A 17,041-nucleotide genomic window follows, 5' to 3' on the forward strand; every position below is an offset into this window, starting at 1 on the left:
GCGACTTGATCAGGCCGCCGACGTCGCGCGGGCGCGCGGCCACCCGCGTCGCCGCCGCCAAGGCCGGCGCGACCGACGTCAGGAACTCGACCTCGCGGTCGCTGAACTCGCCGCGCCGGCCGCGCCCCACGACGTGCCGTCGGCCCGGAAGACGATGCGCAGTTCGCAACCGGGCCCCAGCGGCCGCCAGACGTCGGCGAGCCGGCCGCTGCGCTCGGCGGCCCGGCGCGGCAGTGCGGACAGGCGCGCCACCGGCATCGGACGCTGTGACATCCGGGGCTCCGCCCCGGGCCAGCTCGCGAAAGGTGTGAGGCTGGGCGCTGGGCGCCGCGCTCTTCTAAACCTGGCCGACGCGCTCGACCAGCTCTTCGCTCCAGGACCGGATGGCCGCGGCCTGGTCCGGGGTGAGCCGGTCGAGGACGTGGTGCCGGACGTTCGCGCCGTGCGCCCGGGTGGCGCGGGCGGCCAGGCGGTGGCCCTCGGCGGTCAGCTCGATCCCGGTGCGCCGGCCGCCGGCGCCGGCCTCGGTCCGGGTCACCAGGCCGCGCTTCTCCATGCGGGTCAGCAGGTGCGCCACCCGGCTCTTCTCCCAGGCGAGTTCGTCGGCGAGCTCGCCGACGCGCATCGGGTGCCGCAACGTCCTCAGCACGCTGAACTCGGCCTTCGAGATGCCGCAGTCGCGTTGCAGGCCGCGGTCGAGTTCGCCGACCAGCAGGCGGTGCGCGCGCATCCAGGTCTCCCAGAAGGCCCAGTCCTCGGGGCTCATGTCCGCCATGGGTCGAGTCTAAGCTAGAGTTGACGTATCAACTCCTGGGAGGACACTCGTGAAGACACTCGTGCGCGGCGGCCTGGTGGTCAGCATGGATCCGGCGGTCGGCGACCTGCCCCGCGGTGACGTGCTCATCGAAGACGGCCGGATCGCCGCGGTCGCCCCGGACCTCGACGCGGCCGGGGCCGAGGTCGTCGACGCCGCAGGCAAGATCGTTCTGCCCGGCTTCGTGGACACCCACCGGCACACCTGGCAGACCGCGTTCCGCGGCCTCGGCGCCGGCTGGACGTTCGGCCAGTACCGCGTCGCCATGCACAGCACGCTCGGCCCGCACTACCGCCCCGAAGACGTCCACCTCGGCAACCTGCTCGGCCGGATCGAAGCGCTGAACTCGGGCGTCACGACCCTGCTCGACTGGTTCCACCGCGCCGACCGGCCCGAGAACGCCGACGCCGCGATCCAGGGCCTGCGGGACGCCCCCGGCCGCTCGATCTTCTGCTACGGCGCCGCGGGCCCGGACATCGAGCCGGAGATCCGGCGGGTGCGGGCGATACTGCCTGGCGACGAAATGGCACTGGGTCTACGCGGTCCCGTGATGTCCACAATGGACGAAACGGCCGCGGATGTCGCGCTGGCGCGGGAACTTGCGCTACCCGTGAGCATGCACGTTCACGGCACCGCCGGCTGGCCGCGGGGCGACCGGCCGGTCGCCGGGATGCACGCGCGCGGCCTGCTCGACGACCGCACGACCGTCGTGCACGGCAACGGCCTTTCCGACGACCAGCTGACGATGCTCGCCGACGCGGGTGGCTCGGTGTCGGTCAGCCCGGACGTCGAGCTGAAGATGGGTTTCGCCCCGCCGATCACTGGCCGGGCGCTGGCCGCCGGGCTCCGCACCTCGCTGTCGATCGACGACTGCCCGTCGGCCGGTGGGGACATGTTCGGCGCCATGCGCACGGCCCTCGCGGTGGACCGGGCCGTCACGCCACGGGATCTCCTCGGATTCGCCACCGTGGACGGTGCGCGGGCGTGCGGGCTCGGCGCCCGGACCGGCAGCCTCACCGTCGGCAAGGACGCCGACCTGATCCTGCTCGACGCCGAGGATCCCGCGGTCTTCCCCGTCGGCGACGTCGCCGGCACGCTCGTCACCGCCGGGCATCCCGGCCTGGTCGACAGCGTCTTCGTGGCCGGGAAGGCGGTCAAGCGCCACGGCCGGCTGCTCGGCCTGGACCTGCCGGCCCTGCGCACACGGCTGCTCGAATCCCGCGACCGCATCGCCGCGGTCGCGGGCATCGCCGTCGACGGGTCGTGGCAGCCTCAGGAAGCCGACGTCACGCGGTAGACGTCGTAGACGCCCTCCACGCCGCGGACCACCTTGAGGACGTGACCGAGGTGCTTGGGGTCGCCCATCTCGAACGAGAAGCGGCTGACCGCGACCCGGTCCCGGGACGTGGTCACCGACGCGGAGAGGATGTTGACCTTCTCGTCGGCCAGCACCTTGGTGACGTCCGAGAGCAGGCGGTGCCGGTCGAGCGCCTCGACCTGGATGGCCACCAGGAACACCGACGACGCCGAGGGCGCCCACTCGACCTCGACCAGCCGCTCGGGCTGGGACTGCAGGTCACCCGCGTTCGTGCAGTCGGTGCGGTGCACCGAGACACCGCCGCCGCGCGTGACGAACCCGAGGATCTCGTCGCCCGGCACCGGGGTGCAGCAGCGGGCGAGCTTCGCCCAGACGTCGCTGGCGCCCTTGACCACCACGCCGACGTCGTTGGAGCCGCGGCGCCGGGTCACCGTGGACGGCGTCGCGCGTTCGGCGAGCTCCTCCTCCGCCGCGTCGACCCCGCCGATCAGCGCCACCAGCCGCTGGACGACGTGCTTCGCGCTCGTGTGACCCTCGCCGACCGCCGCGTACAGCGACGAGATGTCGGCGTGGCGCAGTTCGGTCGCCACCGCGCCCATGGACTCGGCGGAGACCAGCCGCTGGATCGGCAGGCCGACCTTGCGGATCTCCTTGGTGATGGCTTCCTTGCCGCCCTCGATGGCCTCGTCGCGGCGTTCCTTGGCGAACCACTGCCGGATCTTGGCGCGGGCCTTCGGCGAGCCGGCGAACTGCAGCCAGTCCCTGCTGGGACCCGCGTTTTCCGCCTTCGACGTGAAGATCTCGACGACTTCGCCGTTTTCCAGCTTGCGTTCGAGCGCCACCAGGCGGCCGTTGACGCGGGCGCCGATGCAGCGGTGGCCGACCTCGGTGTGCACGGCGTAGGCGAAGTCGACCGGCGTCGAGTCGACCGGCAGCGTGATGACGTCGCCCTTCGGCGTGAACACGAAGATTTCGCGCGCGGCCAGCTCGTAGCGCAGGGATTCGAGGAAGTCGCCCGGGTCCGCGGCCTCGCGCTGCCAGTCGAGGAGCTGGCGCATCCACGCCATCTCGTCGACGTCCATCGCGTTGCCGGTGTGCGTGCCCTTGGTTTCCTTGTAGCGCCAGTGCGCGGCGATGCCGTACTCCGCCGTGCGGTGCATCTCGTAGGTGCGGATCTGCACCTCGAGGGGCTTGCCGTCCGGGCCGATCACCGTCGTGTGCAGCGACTGGTAGACGCCGAAGCGGGGCTGCGCGATGTAGTCCTTGAACCGGCCGGGCACCGGCTGCCACAGCGCGTGCACGACACCCATGGCCGCGTAGCAGTCACGGACGTCCTCGACCAGGATCCGGACGCCGACCAGGTCGTGGATGTCGTCCAGGTCGCGGCCGCGGACGATCATCTTCTGGTGGATCGAGTAGTAGTGCTTCGGCCGGCCCTCGACCTTCGCGGTGATGCGTGACGAGACGAGGTTGCTGGTCAGGTCCGTGATGACCGAGCGCAGGTAGATGTCGCGCGAGGGGGCGCGGTCGGCGACCAGGCGGACGATCTCGTCGTACTTCTTCGGCTGCAGGATGGCGAACGCGAGGTCCTCCAGCTCCCACTTGACCGTCGCCATGCCGAGGCGGTGGGCCAGCGGCGCGAGGACTTCGAGGGTCTCGCGGGCCTTGCGGGCCTGCTTCTCCGGCGGCAGGAAGCGCATGGTGCGCATGTTGTGCAGCCGGTCGGCGAGCTTGATGACCAGCACGCGGGGGTCCTTGGCCATCGCGATGACCATCTTGCGGATGGTCTCGGCCTCGGCGGACGAGCCGAGCTGCACCTTGTCCAGCTTCGTGACGCCGTCGACGAGCTCGGCGACCTTCTCGCCGAAGTCGGCCTTCAGGCTCTCGACGGCGTAGCCGGTGTCCTCGACCGTGTCGTGCAACAGGGCCGCGACGAGCGTGGTGGTGTCCATGCCCAGCTCGGCGAGGATGGTGGCGACGGCGAGGGGGTGGGTGATGTACGGGTCGCCGGACTTGCGCCGCTGGTTGCGGTGGAGCTCCTCGGCGACGTCGTAGGCGCGCTGGAGCAGGCCGAGGTCGGCGTTGGGGTGCAGCTCGCGGTGGATGACGGCCAGGGGTTCGAGGACCTGCTTGACCGGGGCGGCGCGCTGGGCGGTGATCCGCCGGGCGAGGCGCGCCCGGACCCGCCGGGTGGCGGACGGGTTCGGCGCCGCGCCGTTCGGCTTCGGCGGCGCGGGCTGTGCCGCCGCCTGCCCGTTCTGCTGGGCGCCCTGCTTCGCGGGCACCGCGGCGTCGAGCTCCTGGCTCACCCGCACCTCCTGCTGCTCGTGCGGCCTTCGGACCACCAGGGTAGCCGCTGCGCCTCGCAGCCCTGTCGGGTGCGCCCGTTCAGGGGGATGTGGGGCCCGTCACCAGCCGGAACTCACGTGATCCAGACCGTGACTCATGTGATCCGGGCCGTCACTGACGTGATTGAAGCCGGAACTCGCGAGTTCCGGCTTCAATCACACGAGATCCGGGTCCGATCACGCGGGTGACGAGTTCAGCAGGTCTGGAGGGCGTGGACCTTGCGGTCTCCGAGGACCTGGCGGCCGCGCAGGGCGGCCAGTTCGAGGACCACGGAGACGCTGTCGACCACCGCGCCCGCGTCCTCCAGGAGCTTGCCGGTGGCCGCGACCGTGCCGCCCGTGGCCAGGACGTCGTCGAGGATCGCGATGCGCTGGCCCGGGCGGACCACGCCGACCGGGAGCTCGACCGTCGCCGTGCCGTACTCCAGGGCGTAGTCCACGCGGCCGGCCACCGCCGGCAGCTTGCCCGGCTTGCGGATCAGCACCACGCCGAGGCCGCGGGCGTACCCGACGGCCGCGGCGAGGAGGAACCCGCGGGCTTCCACACCCGCGAGCGCCTCGACACCGGGCGCCAGCGTTTCCGCCAGCGCGTCGGTGACCGCCTTGAACGCACCCGCGTCCGCGAAGAGCGGACTCAGGTCGCGGAACAGGACGCCGGGCTCGGGGAAGTCCGGCACCTCGGCGATCAGGCCGAGGGCGTCGTCGAGCTGCACGTCAGCGCTTCCGCTTCCCGGCCGGGCGCTGCTTCTGGATCCGGGCGGGGACGCTGGCCGCGGCCGCGTACGCCTTCTCCTTGCGCAGTTCCTTGGCCAGCGCGTCGTCGTCCGAGGCGTCGAAGTCCTCGCCCGCCGCCTTGCGCTCCTGGCTGGCCCGGCGCTGGCGGACCCGCTCGGCCTGCTGCGCGTACTTCGGGTCGCGCATCTTGAAGTCGACCAGCAGCGGCGTCGCCAGCGCGACCGACGACAGGACGCCGACGAGGGTACCGGTGAGCTGCACCAGCGCCAGGTCCTGCAGCGTGCCCGAGCCGAGCAGCACGTACCCGACGATCAGCAGGCCGAGGATCGGCAGCAGCGCGATGAACGCCGTGTTGAACGAGCGCATCAGGGTCTGGTTCAGCGCGAGGTTCGCCGCTTCGCCGTACGTGCGGCGGGTCAGCCCGAGCAGGCCGCGCGTGTTCTCCCGGACCTTGTCGAACACCACCACCGTGTCGTACAGCGAGAACCCGAGGATGGTCAGCAGGCCGATCACGGTCGCCGGGGTGACCTCGAAGCCGACCAGCGAGTACACACCCGCGGTGACCAGGATGTCGTGCAGCAGCGAGATCAGCGCCGCCAGGGCCATCCGCCCGTCGAAGTAGACGGCCAGGAAGATGACCACCGCGACGAGGAACACGCCGAGCGCGATCAGCGCCTTCTGCGAGATCTCGCCACCCCAGGACGCGCTCACCGCGCTGTCGCTGATCGCCTGGACGCTGGGCTGGCCGTTGCTGCCCTTCGGGCCCAGGTCGGCGAACAGGCCCTGCTTCAGCTTGGCGACGTCGGCCGCGTTCAGCGTGTCGGTGCGGATCTGGATGGTCGCCGCGTTGCCGGTGCCGACCTTCTGCGCCTCCGCGGCCGGGCGGCCGAGGGCCTTCTGGAACGACTCCTTCGCCTGCTCCTCGGTGATCACGCCGTGGATGCCGTTCGCGGGCATCTGGAGCTGCGTGCCGCCCTCGAACTCGATGCCGAGGTTGAAGCCGCGGAAGATCATCGAGGCGAGGCACACCAGCACCAGCCCCGCGAAGAAGATGTACCAGCGCTTGCGCTTGCCGACGACGTCGAACGCACCCGTGCCGACGTACAGCCGGTGGAAGACGCTTTCCTTCTGGCCGGGTTTCACCGTCGCCTTGGCGTTGCCCTCGGCGTCCGTACCCAGTTCTTCGACCCCCACGTCAGGCCTCCTTCACGTTCGCGCGGCCGACCGAGGTCGACTTCTTACGCTGCGAACCCACTTGCTGCACGGCGCCGAGGCCCAGGTGCCTCGGATTGGACAGGAAACTGTTCTTGGACGTGGACACCATGGCCACCAGCGGGTGCGTCACCAGGTACACGACGACCAGGTCGAGCACCGTCGACATGCCGAGGGTGAACGCGAAGCCCTGGACGTCGCCGACCGCGATGACGTACAGGATCGCCGCGGCCAGGAAGCTCACCGCGTCCGAGGCCAGGATGGTGCGCCGGGCGCGGACCCAGCCGCGCGGCACCGCGGACCGGAACGTCCGGCCCTCCCGGATTTCGTCCTTGAGCCGTTCGAAGTAGATGACGAACGAGTCCGCCGTGATCCCGATGGCGATGATCAGGCCGGCGATGCCCGCGAGGTCGAGGGTGTAGCCGATCCAGCGGCCGAGCAGGATCAGCACCGCGAACACCAGCGCGCCGGACAGGGCCAGCGACAGGATGGTGAGCACGCCGAGCAGCCGGTAGTAGAACAGGCAGTAGATGAAGACCACCAGCAGGCCGATGCCGCCGGCGATCAGGCCGGCCTCCAGCGACGCCAGGCCGAGGGTCGCCGACACCGTGGTCGCGTCCGAGGACGCGAACGACAGCGGCAGCGAGCCGTACTTGAGGATGTCCGAGAGGTCTTTCGCCTCGGTCTGGGTGAACTTGCCGGTGATCTGGGTGTTGCCGTCGAGGATGGCCACCTGGATGTTCGGCGCGGACACGACCTGCGTGTCGAGCACGAACGCCGCCTGCTGGCCGGTGTTCTTCGAGGTGAAGTCCGCCCAGATCTTGGTGCCCTCGCTCTTGAAGCTGAGGTTCACCACCCACTGGCCGCGCTGCTGGTCGTAGCCCGAGGTCGAGTCGGCGATCTCGGTGCCGGGCAGGAACTCCGGCTCCAGCAGGTACTTGTAGGTGTTGTGGTCACCGCAGGCGACCAGCGGCAGCTTCGGGTCGTCGTTGCCTTCGAGGGCGTCCTTGGCGTTCGGCGCGCAGGTCAGCGACGCCATCGCCTGCGAGACGAGCTCCTGGTTCGGCTGGCCGTCGGCGCCGATCAGCTGCGGGTTCTGCCGGAGGGCCTTGGCGGCCTGGATCTCCTTGGCCGTCTCCGCGTCGACCGAGCCGTCCGAAGGCGCCGGGGCCGGAGCCGACGACGTGGGCGGCGGGGTGCTGCTGCTCGGCGCGGCCGGCGTCGTGCTCTGCTGCTGGGCGAGGGCACCCGCGGCACCGCCACCGCCGGTCGCGGTGGTGGGCGGCGCGCTCGCCGTGGTGGTCGGGGGCTTGGTGCCCGTCGCGCCCGCGGTCGGCGTCGGCGCGCCCGAGGTCGGGGTGCCCGTGGCGGGCGGCGGGGTGTTCGTCTGCGGCGGCACCACCGGCTGGGTGGCGGCGGAGACGACCTTCCGGAAGCCCAGCTTCGCGGTCTTGCCCAGGTTCTTCGCCTGGTCGCCCTGCTCGCCCGGGACCGTGATGACGACGTTGTTGCCGTCGAGGAGGACCTCGGTGCCGCTGACGCCGATCCCGTTGACGCGGCGCTCGATGATCTGGCGCGCCTGGTTCAGGGACTCCCGGGTCGGCTGGCCGCCGTCGGGGGTGCGGGCGGTGAGCGTGACCCGGGTGCCGCCCTGCAGGTCGATACCCAGCTTCGGGGTCGGCTTGTGGTTGCCGGTGAGGAACACCAGCGCGTACAAGACGATCACGATCAGGGCGAACAGGGCGAGATAGCGTCCCGGGCGGAGATGCCCGGCTGAAGCTGCCACGGTGCTTCGGTCTCCTCGGACGGGGTGGACCCCAAAGTTGCGGTGCCCGCCCGGAGGGTTACCGGGAGGGACTGTGTGCGATTCACTCCCGGGCACGGGTATGACGGCGGACACGCACGCAGCACCGAGACACTACTCGGTGCTGCGTGAGCCCGGCGTGCGAGGCCGTACCGACTTTCGTCGGGAGTCCGGCCCGGCCCAGGGGTGCCGCGGGGGCTTACTTCTTGCCGTGCTCCAGCGGCGGCGCCACCTGGGCGGTGGTCTGCGGCTCGTCGGCCTTGACACCGGAGGTCGACTCGATGATCTTCGGCTCCTCGGCGGGAGTCTCCTCGACCTCGTCGAGCACGTCCTCGTCGGTCTCGACGACCGGCTCGACCTTCTCGCGGACGGCCAGCCGCAGCCAGGTGGTGACGACACCGGGCGCGATCTCGATGTCGATCGTGGTGTCACCGGAGGCGTCGGCGACGGTGCCGTAGAGACCCGAGGTGGTCATCACGCGGTCACCGGGCGCCAGGCTGCTCTGCAGTTCCTGCTGCGCCGCCTGCTGCTTCTTCTGCTTGCGCGTGCTCATCACCAGCGGCACGGCGAGGACGAGCACGAGCAGCAGGGGCAGCAATAGCTGTTGCATGATTCTCCGTTCGACGAACACCCGGGCCCAGCCGAAATGTCCGGTTTTTGGGTATGTGCTCCGGTCAAGTGTGCCAGGTACCAGCGCGGACGCCAGCACCCACCCGCCGGTACGGGCCGCTCAGTCCTGCTCGAACAGCGACGGCCCGCCCTGGTCCGGGCGCCCCGGGAGGTCCGCGGGCGGCACCATGCCGAGGTGTTCCCACGCGGACGCGGTCGCGACGCGGCCACGCGGGGTGCGGGCGAGCATACCGGCGCGCACGAGGTAGGGCTCGCACACCTCTTCGACGGTGGTCGCCTCCTCCCCCACGGCCACCGCGAGCGTCGAGATGCCCACCGGCCCGCCACCGAAAGACCTGGTCAGGGCGGTGAGCACGGCCCGGTCGAGGCGGTCGAGACCCAGCTCGTCGACGTCGTAGACGGCCAGCGCGGCGCGGGCGACGTCGCGGGTCACCTTGCCGTCGGCGCGGACCTCGGCGTAGTCGCGGACGCGCCGCAGCAGCCGGTTCGCGATCCGGGGCGTGCCCCGCGAGCGGCCGGCGATCTCGGCGCAGCCGTCGCGGTCGATCGGGATGTCGAGGATCGTCGCGGCCCGGCGCACGACCAGCTCCAGCTCGGCGTCGGTGTAGAACTCCATCTGGCCGGTGAAGCCGAACCGGTCGCGCAGCGGGCCGGTCAGCGAGCCGGACCGGGTGGTCGCCCCGACCAGCGTGAACGGCGCGATCTCCAGGGGGATGCTGGTGGCGCCGGGGCCCTTGCCGACCACGACGTCGACCCGGAAGTCCTCCATCGCCAGGTAGAGCATCTCCTCGGCGGGGCGGGCGATGCGGTGGATCTCGTCGATGAAGAGGACGTCGCCGGGCGCCAGGTTGGACAGCATCGCGGCGAGGTCGCCGGCGCGTTCCAGGGCCGGGCCGGAGGTGATCCGGATGGCCGCGCCGAGCTCGGCGGCGACGATCATCGCCATCGACGTCTTGCCCAGCCCGGGCGGGCCGGACAGCAGCACGTGGTCGGGCGGCACGCCGCGGCGGCGGGCGCTCTCCAGCACCAGCTCCAGCTGTTCGCGCACGCGCGGCTGGCCGACGAACTCGTCGAGCTTGCGCGGCCGCAGGGTGCCCTCGACGTCGCGGTCGCCGGTCTGCGCCCACGCCGAGAGGGCCTCGTCCTCTTCCACCGCTTCATACTCCACGGCCGGGCCTACCGCTTCCGGCCGAGGGTGGTCAGGGCAGCGCGCAGGACGCTGGCGGTCGTGTGGCCGTCACCGTCGGCGAGAACCTTGTCGACGGCCTGCTCGGCCTGCTTGGCCGGGAAGCCGAGCCCGGCCAGCGCCTCGACGACCTCGGCGCGCAGGGCGCCGGGGGCGGTGGCGGCGGGCGCGTCGCCGGTGCCGCCGAGGGCGGTGACCTTGTCGCGCAGTTCGAGGGTGAGCCGTTCGGCGCCCTTGCGGCCGATGCCCGGGACCGAGGTGAGCACGGTGATGTTGCCTTCGACCAGCGCGGCCCGCAGCTTGTCCGGGTCCAGCACGGCGAGGGTGGCCAGCGCGAGCCGCGGCCCGATGCCGGACACCGTCTGCAGCAGCCCGAACAGTTCGCGCGCGTCGGCGTCGGCGAACCCGAACAGCGTCAGCGAGTCCTCGCGCACGACCAGCGCGGTGTGCAGGCGGGCCTCCTCGCCGCGGCGCAGGGTCGCCAGCGTCGCCGGGGTGGCCTGCACGGCGAAGCCGACCCCGCCGACCTCGACCACGACGTGGTCGAGACCGACCGACAGGACTTCTCCGCGTACCGACGAGATCATCGTGCTGCTCCAGGGTTCTTGGCTTGGTTCGCCTGCTTCGCCGCCGCGGCGAGGCGGGCTTTGTGCGTGCGGGCCATTTCGGCCGCGCGGGCTTCGGCCTCGGCGAGCCGGGCCCGCATCGGCTCGCGCCAGAGGTGGCAAATCGCCAGGGCGAGGGCGTCCGCGGCGTCCGCGGGCTTCGGCGCGACCTCGAGGTTCAGCAGCCGCATCACCATGGCGGTGACCTGGGCTTTGTCGGCCCGGCCGGACCCGCTGACCGCGGCCTTCACCTCGCTGGGCGTGTGGAAGACGACCGGCAGGCCCCGGCGCGCGGCGGCCAGGGCGACCACCCCGCCCGCTTGCGCGGTGCCCATCGCGGTCCGGACGTTGTGCTGGGCGAAGACGCGTTCGACGGCCACCGCGGCCGGCTTGTACCTGTCCATCCAGCGCTCGACCTCGTCGGAGATGCCGAGCAGGCGGTGGGCCAGATCGGCATCGGCCGGTGTCCGCACGACGTCGACGGCGACGCAGCGGACGGCCCGGCCCTTGCCGCCGTCGACCACCCCCAGGCCGCACCTGGTCAGACCGGGGTCGACCCCGAGCACCCGCACCCGCATTCCTCCTGCCGCGAACACCAGTTCGAGCTTGCAGGCTACTGGGCGCGTCTGCGGCAGGATGGGTGACATGCCGGAGCCCTCGGATTTCGTCACCCACCTGGGGCTGCAGCCCCTGCCCGTGGAAGGGGGGCAGTGGGCGCAGAGCTGGCGGGCGGAGTCCGGCTCGGCGATCTACTACCTGCTCGTCGCGCCCGAACGCTCCGCGCCGCACCGGCTGGACCGCGTGGAGATCTGGGTGCACCACGCGGGGGCGCCCGCGCGGATGCTGCTGCTGCACCCGGACGGCTCGGTCGAACGGCCGGTGCTGGGCACCGACGTCGCCGCCGGCGACCGCCCGCAGGTCGTGGTGCCCGCCGGGACGTGGCAGGCCACGGTCACGGGCGGCGAGTGGAGCCTGCTGGGCACGGTCGTGGTGCCGCCCTACACGGACGACTGCGTCGAGTTCGCGGCCGCCGCGGACCTGGCTCTGCAGTACCCGGAAGCGGCCGCCGACCTGGGGAAGTTCTAGGGGCCGTCGACCCCGGGGGTCCAGCTCTCGGGGTCACCGCTTTCGGTGAGCACCGGCTGCCACCGCGCGAAGCCCTCGGGCGCGTCCGGGTGCCAGGGGAACTTGCCCTCCGGCGTCGCGACGATCAGCTGCAGCGCCGGGAAGTCGCCGTCCGGGTAGATGAGGAACGCCGTGCCGAAGTACTCGGGGTAGTGCCCCTTGTTGACCCGCTCGAGGACGACCGGGACGCCTTCGAAGAAGTCGTCGTAGCGCTTGCCGACCTCGAAGATCTCGCCGTTGGCCGCGCGGTCGACGTAGGCGTCGAGCAGCACCTGCCCCATCTGGCCGGGCAGCCCGACCACGACCGCCTCCGGCACGTTGTGCAGCGCCCAGGCGCAAGCCGTGAAGGAGTAGCCGGCGCCTTCGTCGTCCGAGGCGACGTTGATGACGGCGTTGCCGCGTTCCTTCGCCTGCTCCTCGATCCATTCGATGAGGCGCAGTTCTTCCGCGGACAGTTCGGCGGTGATGTCGGCGGCAGCGGCGGGGGTCGTCGAGGTCACGGCGCACATTGTGCCTGACGAATCCCCGGGAACACAGGGCCCGGGCCGGAAAGTTTCCGGCCCGGGCCCGAAAGCGGTGTGCGGCAAGGGAAAACTCAGCCGACTTCGGCGAGCACCTCGTCGGAGACGTCGAAGTTGGCGTAGACGTTCTGGACGTCGTCGCAGTCTTCGAGGGCGTCGATCAGCTTGAAGACCTTCTTGGCGCCGTCGGCGTCGAGCGGGACGCTCACCGAGGGCAGGAAGGTCAGGTCGGCCGACTCGTATTCGAAGCCGGCGTCCTGCAGCGCCTTGCGGACCGGCACCAGATCGGTCGCCTCGGAGACGATTTCGAAGCTCTCGCCGAGGTCGTTGACCTCTTCGGCACCGGCGTCGAGGACCGCCATGAGGACATCGTCTTCCGCGGCGGTGTCCTTGGGCATCAGCACGACGCCCTTGCGGTTGAACAGGTAGGCCACCGAGCCCGGGTCGGCGAGTGAGCCGCCGTTGCGGGTCAGCGCGGTCCGGACCTCCGACGCGGCGCGGTTGCGGTTGTCGGTGAGGCACTCGATCAGGACGGCGACCCCGTTCGGGCCGTAACCCTCGTAGGTGATGGTCTGCCAGTCGGCGCCGCCGGCCTCTTCACCGGCGCCGCGCTTGCGGGCGCGCTCGATGTTGTCCTGCGGGACCGAGTTCTTCTTCGCCTTCTGGATGGCGTCGTAGAGCGTGGGGTTGCCGTCCGGGTCGCCACCACCGGTGCCCGTGCGGGCGGCCACCTCGATGTTCTTGATCAACCGCGCGAAGAGCTTGCCGCGCTTCGCGTCGAGGTTGGCCTTCTTGTGCTTCGTGGTGGCCCACTTGGAGTGGCCGCTCATCTCTCCTCCATCTGTTCCGTACCCCGGCCGGGCACCGCGTCTCAGGCAGCCTTTCGCACGAGGTCGACGAACAGCCGGTGCACCCGCACGTCGGGCGTGAGTTCCGGGTGGAACGCGGTCGCCAGCACCGCCCCCTGCCGGACCGCGACGATCCTAGCGGTGTCCTCGCCGACGCCGGGCACACCGCTGACGGTGGCCAGCACCTCGACGCCGTCACCGGCCTTCTCGACCCAGGGAGCCCGGATGAAGACGGCGTGGACGTCCCCCTCGACCCCGGCGAAGTCCAGGTCGGCCTCGAAGGAGTCGACCTGCCTGCCGAAGGCGTTCCGCCGCACGACGACGTCGAGCCCGCCGAGCTGCTGCTGGTCGGGCCGCCCGTCGAGGGTCTGCCGCGCCAGCAGGATCATCCCGGCGCAGGACCCGAAGGCGGGCAGCCCGTCGGCGATCCGCGCCTTGAGGGGTGCCAGCAGTTCGAAGCTCTCCAGCAGCCGCGACATCGTGGTGGACTCCCCGCCGGGCAGCACCAGACCGTCCACTTCGGACAGCTCGGCGGCCCGCCGCACGGGCACGGCCCGCGCGCCCGCTTCGGCCAGCATGGCGACGTGCTCCCGCACGGCACCTTGCATGGCGAGCACACCGATGAGCGGTTCCGACGACACCCGACCTCCCGAAAGACCTTCCCACCAGCCTAGACGCACCGGCTCGGCCCCTTCGCGGCAGGTCAGCCCCGCTCCGCGGCCACCCCCGCGGCGGCAAGGCCCAAAACTGTCGGTGGCCTCCGGTAGCGTGGAAAACGGGGGGCGCCCCCGCGGGCCCGGCTCTCGCTCGGCATCAGCGCGATGCCCCTCCGAGCACGCTTGCTGCCTTCCCCCTCACGCCAGGCCGGGCCCCGGCACGCCGGGCCCGACACATCGGGCCTGGCACCTCAGGCCCGGCACGTCAGGCCCGGCACGTCAGGCCCGGTCCGGCACCTCAGACCCAGCACCTCAGGCCCGGCCTGGCACCTCAGACCCGGTCCGGTGCGGCGCCGTCAGGGGACGCCGGCCAGCCTCAGCAGGGCCGCCGTCGCCGCGGCGGCGACCACGACCACCACGAACGGCGCCTTCCGCCACGCCAGCACCCCCGCCACCAGCACCCCCGCCGGCCGCGCGAAGCCCGCGAAGCCGTGGCCCTCCGTCAGCGCGCTCACCGCGACCAGCGCCGCCAGCAGCACCACCGCCGCCAGCGCCATCAGCCTCTCCGCCCGCGGCGACAGCTTCACCCGGCTGCGCAGCACCGGGCCGGCGAACCGGAACGCGAACGTCCCCAGCGCCAGCACGACCGCGCCGACCAGCAGTTCCACCCCGTCCATCAGCCCACCTCCTGCAGTTCCGGCTCCTTCGCCAGTGCCCCCACCACGACGCCCGCCAGCGCGAGCAGCACCGGCAGCCCGGCCGGCAGGAACGGCGTCGCGGCCAGCGCGACGACCACCCCGATCAGCACCGGCAGCCGTGCCGCGCGGTCCCGCAGCGACGGCAGGACCAGCGCCAGCAGCACCGCCGGGAAGGCCGCGTCGAGGCCGAACACGCTCGTGTCGCTGATCGCCGTCCCCGCGAACGCGCCGGCCAGCACACCGGCGTTCCAGAACACGAAGATCCCCAGCCCGCAGGCCCAGTACGCCGCGCGGCGGCGCCGGGGCTCGTCCTGGGCCATGGCGAACGCGACCGTCTCGTCGCTCATCAGGTGACTGCCGAGCAGCCGGGCCCAGCGCTCCCCGACGACGTCGCCGATGGCGAAGCCGAACGGCAGGTGCCGGGCGTTGGCCAGCAGGCCGGCCAGCACGGCCGCGAACGGGTTGCCGCCCGCGGCCACGATCCCGATGAACATGAACTGCGACGCCCCCGCGAAGACCAGCAGCGACATCAGCATCGGCAGCCACAGCGGGAAGCCGGAGCTCACCGCGATGGCGCCGTAGGAAACCCCCACGAGACAATCGGCGAGACAGACCAGGCCGATGTCACGGGCGAGGGCCCGATCGAGTGTTCGCCATATCGAACGCATGTGTTCTATAGTGAACACAGGCCCTCGCGTTCGTCAAGGCGAACATAACGACCGATGGAGCGAACAGCAATGTCGCAGGAAACGACGGGCGCGCCCCTGGAGATCATCGCGGCGTCCTTGCGCCGCGAACGGACCCGCGCGGGCTTGTCCCTGACGGAGGTCGCGCGCCGCGCCGGCCTGGCCAAGTCGACGCTGTCCCAGCTCGAGTCCGGCACCGGCAACCCCAGCGTCGAGACGCTGTGGGCGCTCGGCGTCGCCCTCGACGTCCCGTTCTCCCGGCTGGTCGAGCCCGAACGGCCCAAAGTCCGCGTCATCCGCGCGGGCAAGGGGCCGACGGTGTTCGCCGAGCACGCCGACTACGCGTGCACGCTGCTGTCGGCCTGTCCCCCGTCCGCGCGACGGGACATGTACCTCATCCGAGCGGAACCCGGCACGCCGCGGAGGTCCGATCCGCACATGACGGGCGTGATGGAGCACATCGTGCTGTGCGCGGGCCGCGCCCGGGTGGGCGTGCAGGAGGCCCCGGAGGAGCTGAACCCCGGCGACTACATTTCGTATCCGGGCGACGTCCCGCACATCTTCGAAGCCCTCGAGCCGGGGACGTACGGCGTCGAGATCTCCGAGTACATCTAGTCAGTCGTCCTCGTCGGGGGCGGCCGCACCGCCCCGCCGATCGGCGAGCCACTGCCGCGCCATGGCCGCGAGCGCCACCCCGGTCATGGCGACGGAGCCGATCATGTCCGGCGTGGAAGCCTGCGACTCGGCCGGCTCGAAGTGCGGGTGGTCCTCGGTGGTCACGGTGTGCTCGTGCGCGGGGTCGGCTTTGGCTTCGTTCTTGGCTTGCGCGGCCTCCCAGAGCTTGACGCCGGGCTCGGCGAGATCGGCACCGTCTTCGGCGAGTTTCTCGGCGACCGTCTGCTCACTCTTGAGCTTCTCGGCGAGGTCCTCCATCCGCTGTTCACGCTCGGCGGGCGTATCGGGGCCGACCTCCCAGCCGTCCTTGTCGTCGTACCGGGCGACGACCTCGCTGTCGTCGAAGTCCGTGTTCCACGGACCGGCGGCGGCGTCGCCGGCTTCGTGCTCGCGCGGGGCCTGCTCGGGCTTGTCCGGGGCGTCGCGGTCGAGGTCCAGTTCGCCGGTCTCGGGGTCGAATTCGCCGCTGAAGGGGTTGGGGGCCTCGGGTTTTTCCGGCTCGGCGGCCTCGGTTTCGGAGGGTCGATCGCCACGCTCGGCTTGTTGCTCGGCCGCTTCGTTCTGGCGCTCGGCTGCTTCGTTCTGGCTCTCGGCTGCTTCGTCGAGACGCTCGTTTTGGCTCTCGGCCGCTTCGTTCTGGCGCACGGTGGCTTCGTCGCGACGCTCGTTCTGGCGCTCGGCTGCCTCGTCGCCACGTTCGGCTGGGCGCTCGCTTTGCTCGGCCTGGCGCTCAGTCTGCTGCTCGGCAGCCTGACCGCTCGCGTCGGTCTCAGTGGTGACCACGCTTTCCTGCGGCGCGGCGGCCTGCTCGCTCTGAGGCTTCGCCTCAGGGGACGACCAGTTGCCTTCCCACCCCGGTCCCCGCGGCTTCAGCTCCAACTCGAGCTCATCATCCTCAGGCGGCGGCTGGTTATCGGCCGAGTCGGGGTTCTCGGCATCGTTTCGAGCCGCGTCATCCGCGCCGGTTTCCGTGTCGTCGGCCTGGGCGTCGTCGGTCTCCGCCGCCTCAGACTCCGCCTCGGCAGCCTCAGCCTCCGCGGCCTCAGTCTCCGCGGCGTCGGTCTCCGCGGCGTCGGTCTCCGCGGCCTCGGTCTCGGCAGCCTCGGTCTCGGCAGCCTCGGTCTCCGCAGCCTCAGCCTCCGCGGCCTCAGTCTCTGCCACCTCAGATTCCGCGGCCTCA

At 71.5% G+C, this 17,041-nt stretch carries 18 protein-coding genes; 3 read left to right on the top strand and 15 right to left on the bottom strand.

The genetic code is table 11. The features are described 5' to 3' along the window. Positions 1-337: 337 nt before the first annotated feature. Entirely contained in the window at positions 338-775 is a 438-nt protein-coding gene (locus tag ACWEVN_RS05635) for a MarR family winged helix-turn-helix transcriptional regulator (RefSeq protein WP_452050411.1), read from the bottom strand. 49 nt (positions 776-824) lie between these two features. Here ACWEVN_RS05635 and ACWEVN_RS05640 point away from each other — a divergent pair, with 49 nt between their 5' ends. Beyond that, positions 825-2,111, top strand: coding sequence for an amidohydrolase family protein (locus tag ACWEVN_RS05640; RefSeq protein ID WP_452050412.1), 1,287 nt, complete (start codon positions 825-827; stop codon positions 2,109-2,111). Here ACWEVN_RS05640 and ACWEVN_RS05645 read toward each other — a convergent pair. The 8 genes from ACWEVN_RS05645 to ruvC form a co-directional block, all read right to left on the bottom strand. Next, a complete protein-coding gene (locus tag ACWEVN_RS05645; protein ID WP_176177440.1) occupies positions 2,087-4,441 on the bottom strand; it encodes a RelA/SpoT family protein in 2,355 nt (784 codons plus the stop codon). The genes ACWEVN_RS05640 and ACWEVN_RS05645 overlap by 25 nt on opposite strands. A gap of 233 nt (positions 4,442-4,674) precedes the next feature. Then, the gene (locus tag ACWEVN_RS05650) at positions 4,675-5,193 is read right to left on the bottom strand and encodes an adenine phosphoribosyltransferase (RefSeq protein WP_452050413.1); all 519 of its coding nucleotides are present in this window, start codon (positions 5,191-5,193) and stop codon (positions 4,675-4,677) included. A 1-nt stretch (position 5,194) separates the two neighbouring features. Then, positions 5,195-6,409, bottom strand: coding sequence for a protein translocase subunit SecF (gene secF / locus ACWEVN_RS05655; RefSeq protein WP_452050414.1), 1,215 nt, complete (start codon positions 6,407-6,409; stop codon positions 5,195-5,197). 1 nt (position 6,410) lies between these two features. Beyond that, entirely contained in the window at positions 6,411-8,213 is a 1,803-nt protein-coding gene (gene secD, locus ACWEVN_RS05660; RefSeq protein ID WP_449680947.1) for a protein translocase subunit SecD, read from the bottom strand. A 217-nt stretch (positions 8,214-8,430) separates the two neighbouring features. Beyond that, a complete protein-coding gene (gene yajC, locus ACWEVN_RS05665; RefSeq protein ID WP_452050415.1) occupies positions 8,431-8,841 on the bottom strand; it encodes a preprotein translocase subunit YajC in 411 nt (136 codons plus the stop codon). A 120-nt stretch (positions 8,842-8,961) separates the two neighbouring features. Continuing rightward, complete coding sequence (gene ruvB, locus ACWEVN_RS05670) at positions 8,962-10,029, bottom strand: Holliday junction branch migration DNA helicase RuvB (protein WP_310970428.1); 1,068 nt, start codon at positions 10,027-10,029, stop codon at positions 8,962-8,964. A gap of 8 nt (positions 10,030-10,037) precedes the next feature. Then, a complete protein-coding gene (ruvA, locus tag ACWEVN_RS05675; RefSeq protein WP_449680945.1) occupies positions 10,038-10,634 on the bottom strand; it encodes a Holliday junction branch migration protein RuvA in 597 nt (198 codons plus the stop codon). Next, on the bottom strand, positions 10,631-11,224 hold the full coding sequence (gene ruvC, locus ACWEVN_RS05680) for a crossover junction endodeoxyribonuclease RuvC (RefSeq protein ID WP_452050453.1): 594 nt from the start codon (positions 11,222-11,224) through the stop codon (positions 10,631-10,633). Before ruvC ends, ruvA begins: the two co-directional genes overlap by 4 nt. Before the next feature lie 73 nt (positions 11,225-11,297). Between ruvC and ACWEVN_RS05685 the strand changes: the two genes are divergently transcribed. Next, the gene (locus tag ACWEVN_RS05685; protein ID WP_452050416.1) at positions 11,298-11,738 is read left to right on the top strand and encodes a cupin domain-containing protein; all 441 of its coding nucleotides are present in this window, start codon (positions 11,298-11,300) and stop codon (positions 11,736-11,738) included. Here the strand turns inward: ACWEVN_RS05685 and ACWEVN_RS05690 are convergent. The 5 genes from ACWEVN_RS05690 to ACWEVN_RS05710 form a co-directional block, all read right to left on the bottom strand. After that, the gene (locus tag ACWEVN_RS05690) at positions 11,735-12,286 is read right to left on the bottom strand and encodes a DUF4262 domain-containing protein (RefSeq protein WP_449680943.1); all 552 of its coding nucleotides are present in this window, start codon (positions 12,284-12,286) and stop codon (positions 11,735-11,737) included. The genes ACWEVN_RS05685 and ACWEVN_RS05690 overlap by 4 nt on opposite strands. Positions 12,287-12,372: 86 nt before the next feature. After that, the gene (locus ACWEVN_RS05695; protein ID WP_003077329.1) at positions 12,373-13,128 is read right to left on the bottom strand and encodes a YebC/PmpR family DNA-binding transcriptional regulator; all 756 of its coding nucleotides are present in this window, start codon (positions 13,126-13,128) and stop codon (positions 12,373-12,375) included. Between the two features lie 41 nt (positions 13,129-13,169). Next, a complete protein-coding gene (gene pdxT / locus ACWEVN_RS05700) occupies positions 13,170-13,787 on the bottom strand; it encodes a pyridoxal 5'-phosphate synthase glutaminase subunit PdxT (protein WP_449680942.1) in 618 nt (205 codons plus the stop codon). Positions 13,788-14,158: 371 nt separating this feature from the next. Then, entirely contained in the window at positions 14,159-14,479 is a 321-nt protein-coding gene (locus ACWEVN_RS05705; RefSeq protein ID WP_452050417.1) for an AzlD domain-containing protein, read from the bottom strand. Then, entirely contained in the window at positions 14,479-15,168 is a 690-nt protein-coding gene (locus ACWEVN_RS05710) for an AzlC family ABC transporter permease (RefSeq protein ID WP_452050418.1), read from the bottom strand. Before ACWEVN_RS05710 ends, ACWEVN_RS05705 begins: the two co-directional genes overlap by 1 nt. A gap of 69 nt (positions 15,169-15,237) precedes the next feature. Here ACWEVN_RS05710 and ACWEVN_RS05715 point away from each other — a divergent pair, with 69 nt between their 5' ends. Beyond that, on the top strand, positions 15,238-15,801 hold the full coding sequence (locus ACWEVN_RS05715; RefSeq protein ID WP_310970608.1) for a helix-turn-helix domain-containing protein: 564 nt from the start codon (positions 15,238-15,240) through the stop codon (positions 15,799-15,801). Here ACWEVN_RS05715 and ACWEVN_RS05720 read toward each other — a convergent pair. Continuing rightward, a partial coding sequence (locus ACWEVN_RS05720; protein ID WP_452050419.1) for a hypothetical protein occupies positions 15,802-17,041 on the bottom strand: 1,240 nt, incomplete at its 5' end.

It is taken from the genome of Amycolatopsis sp. NPDC003861 (assembly GCF_053605405.1).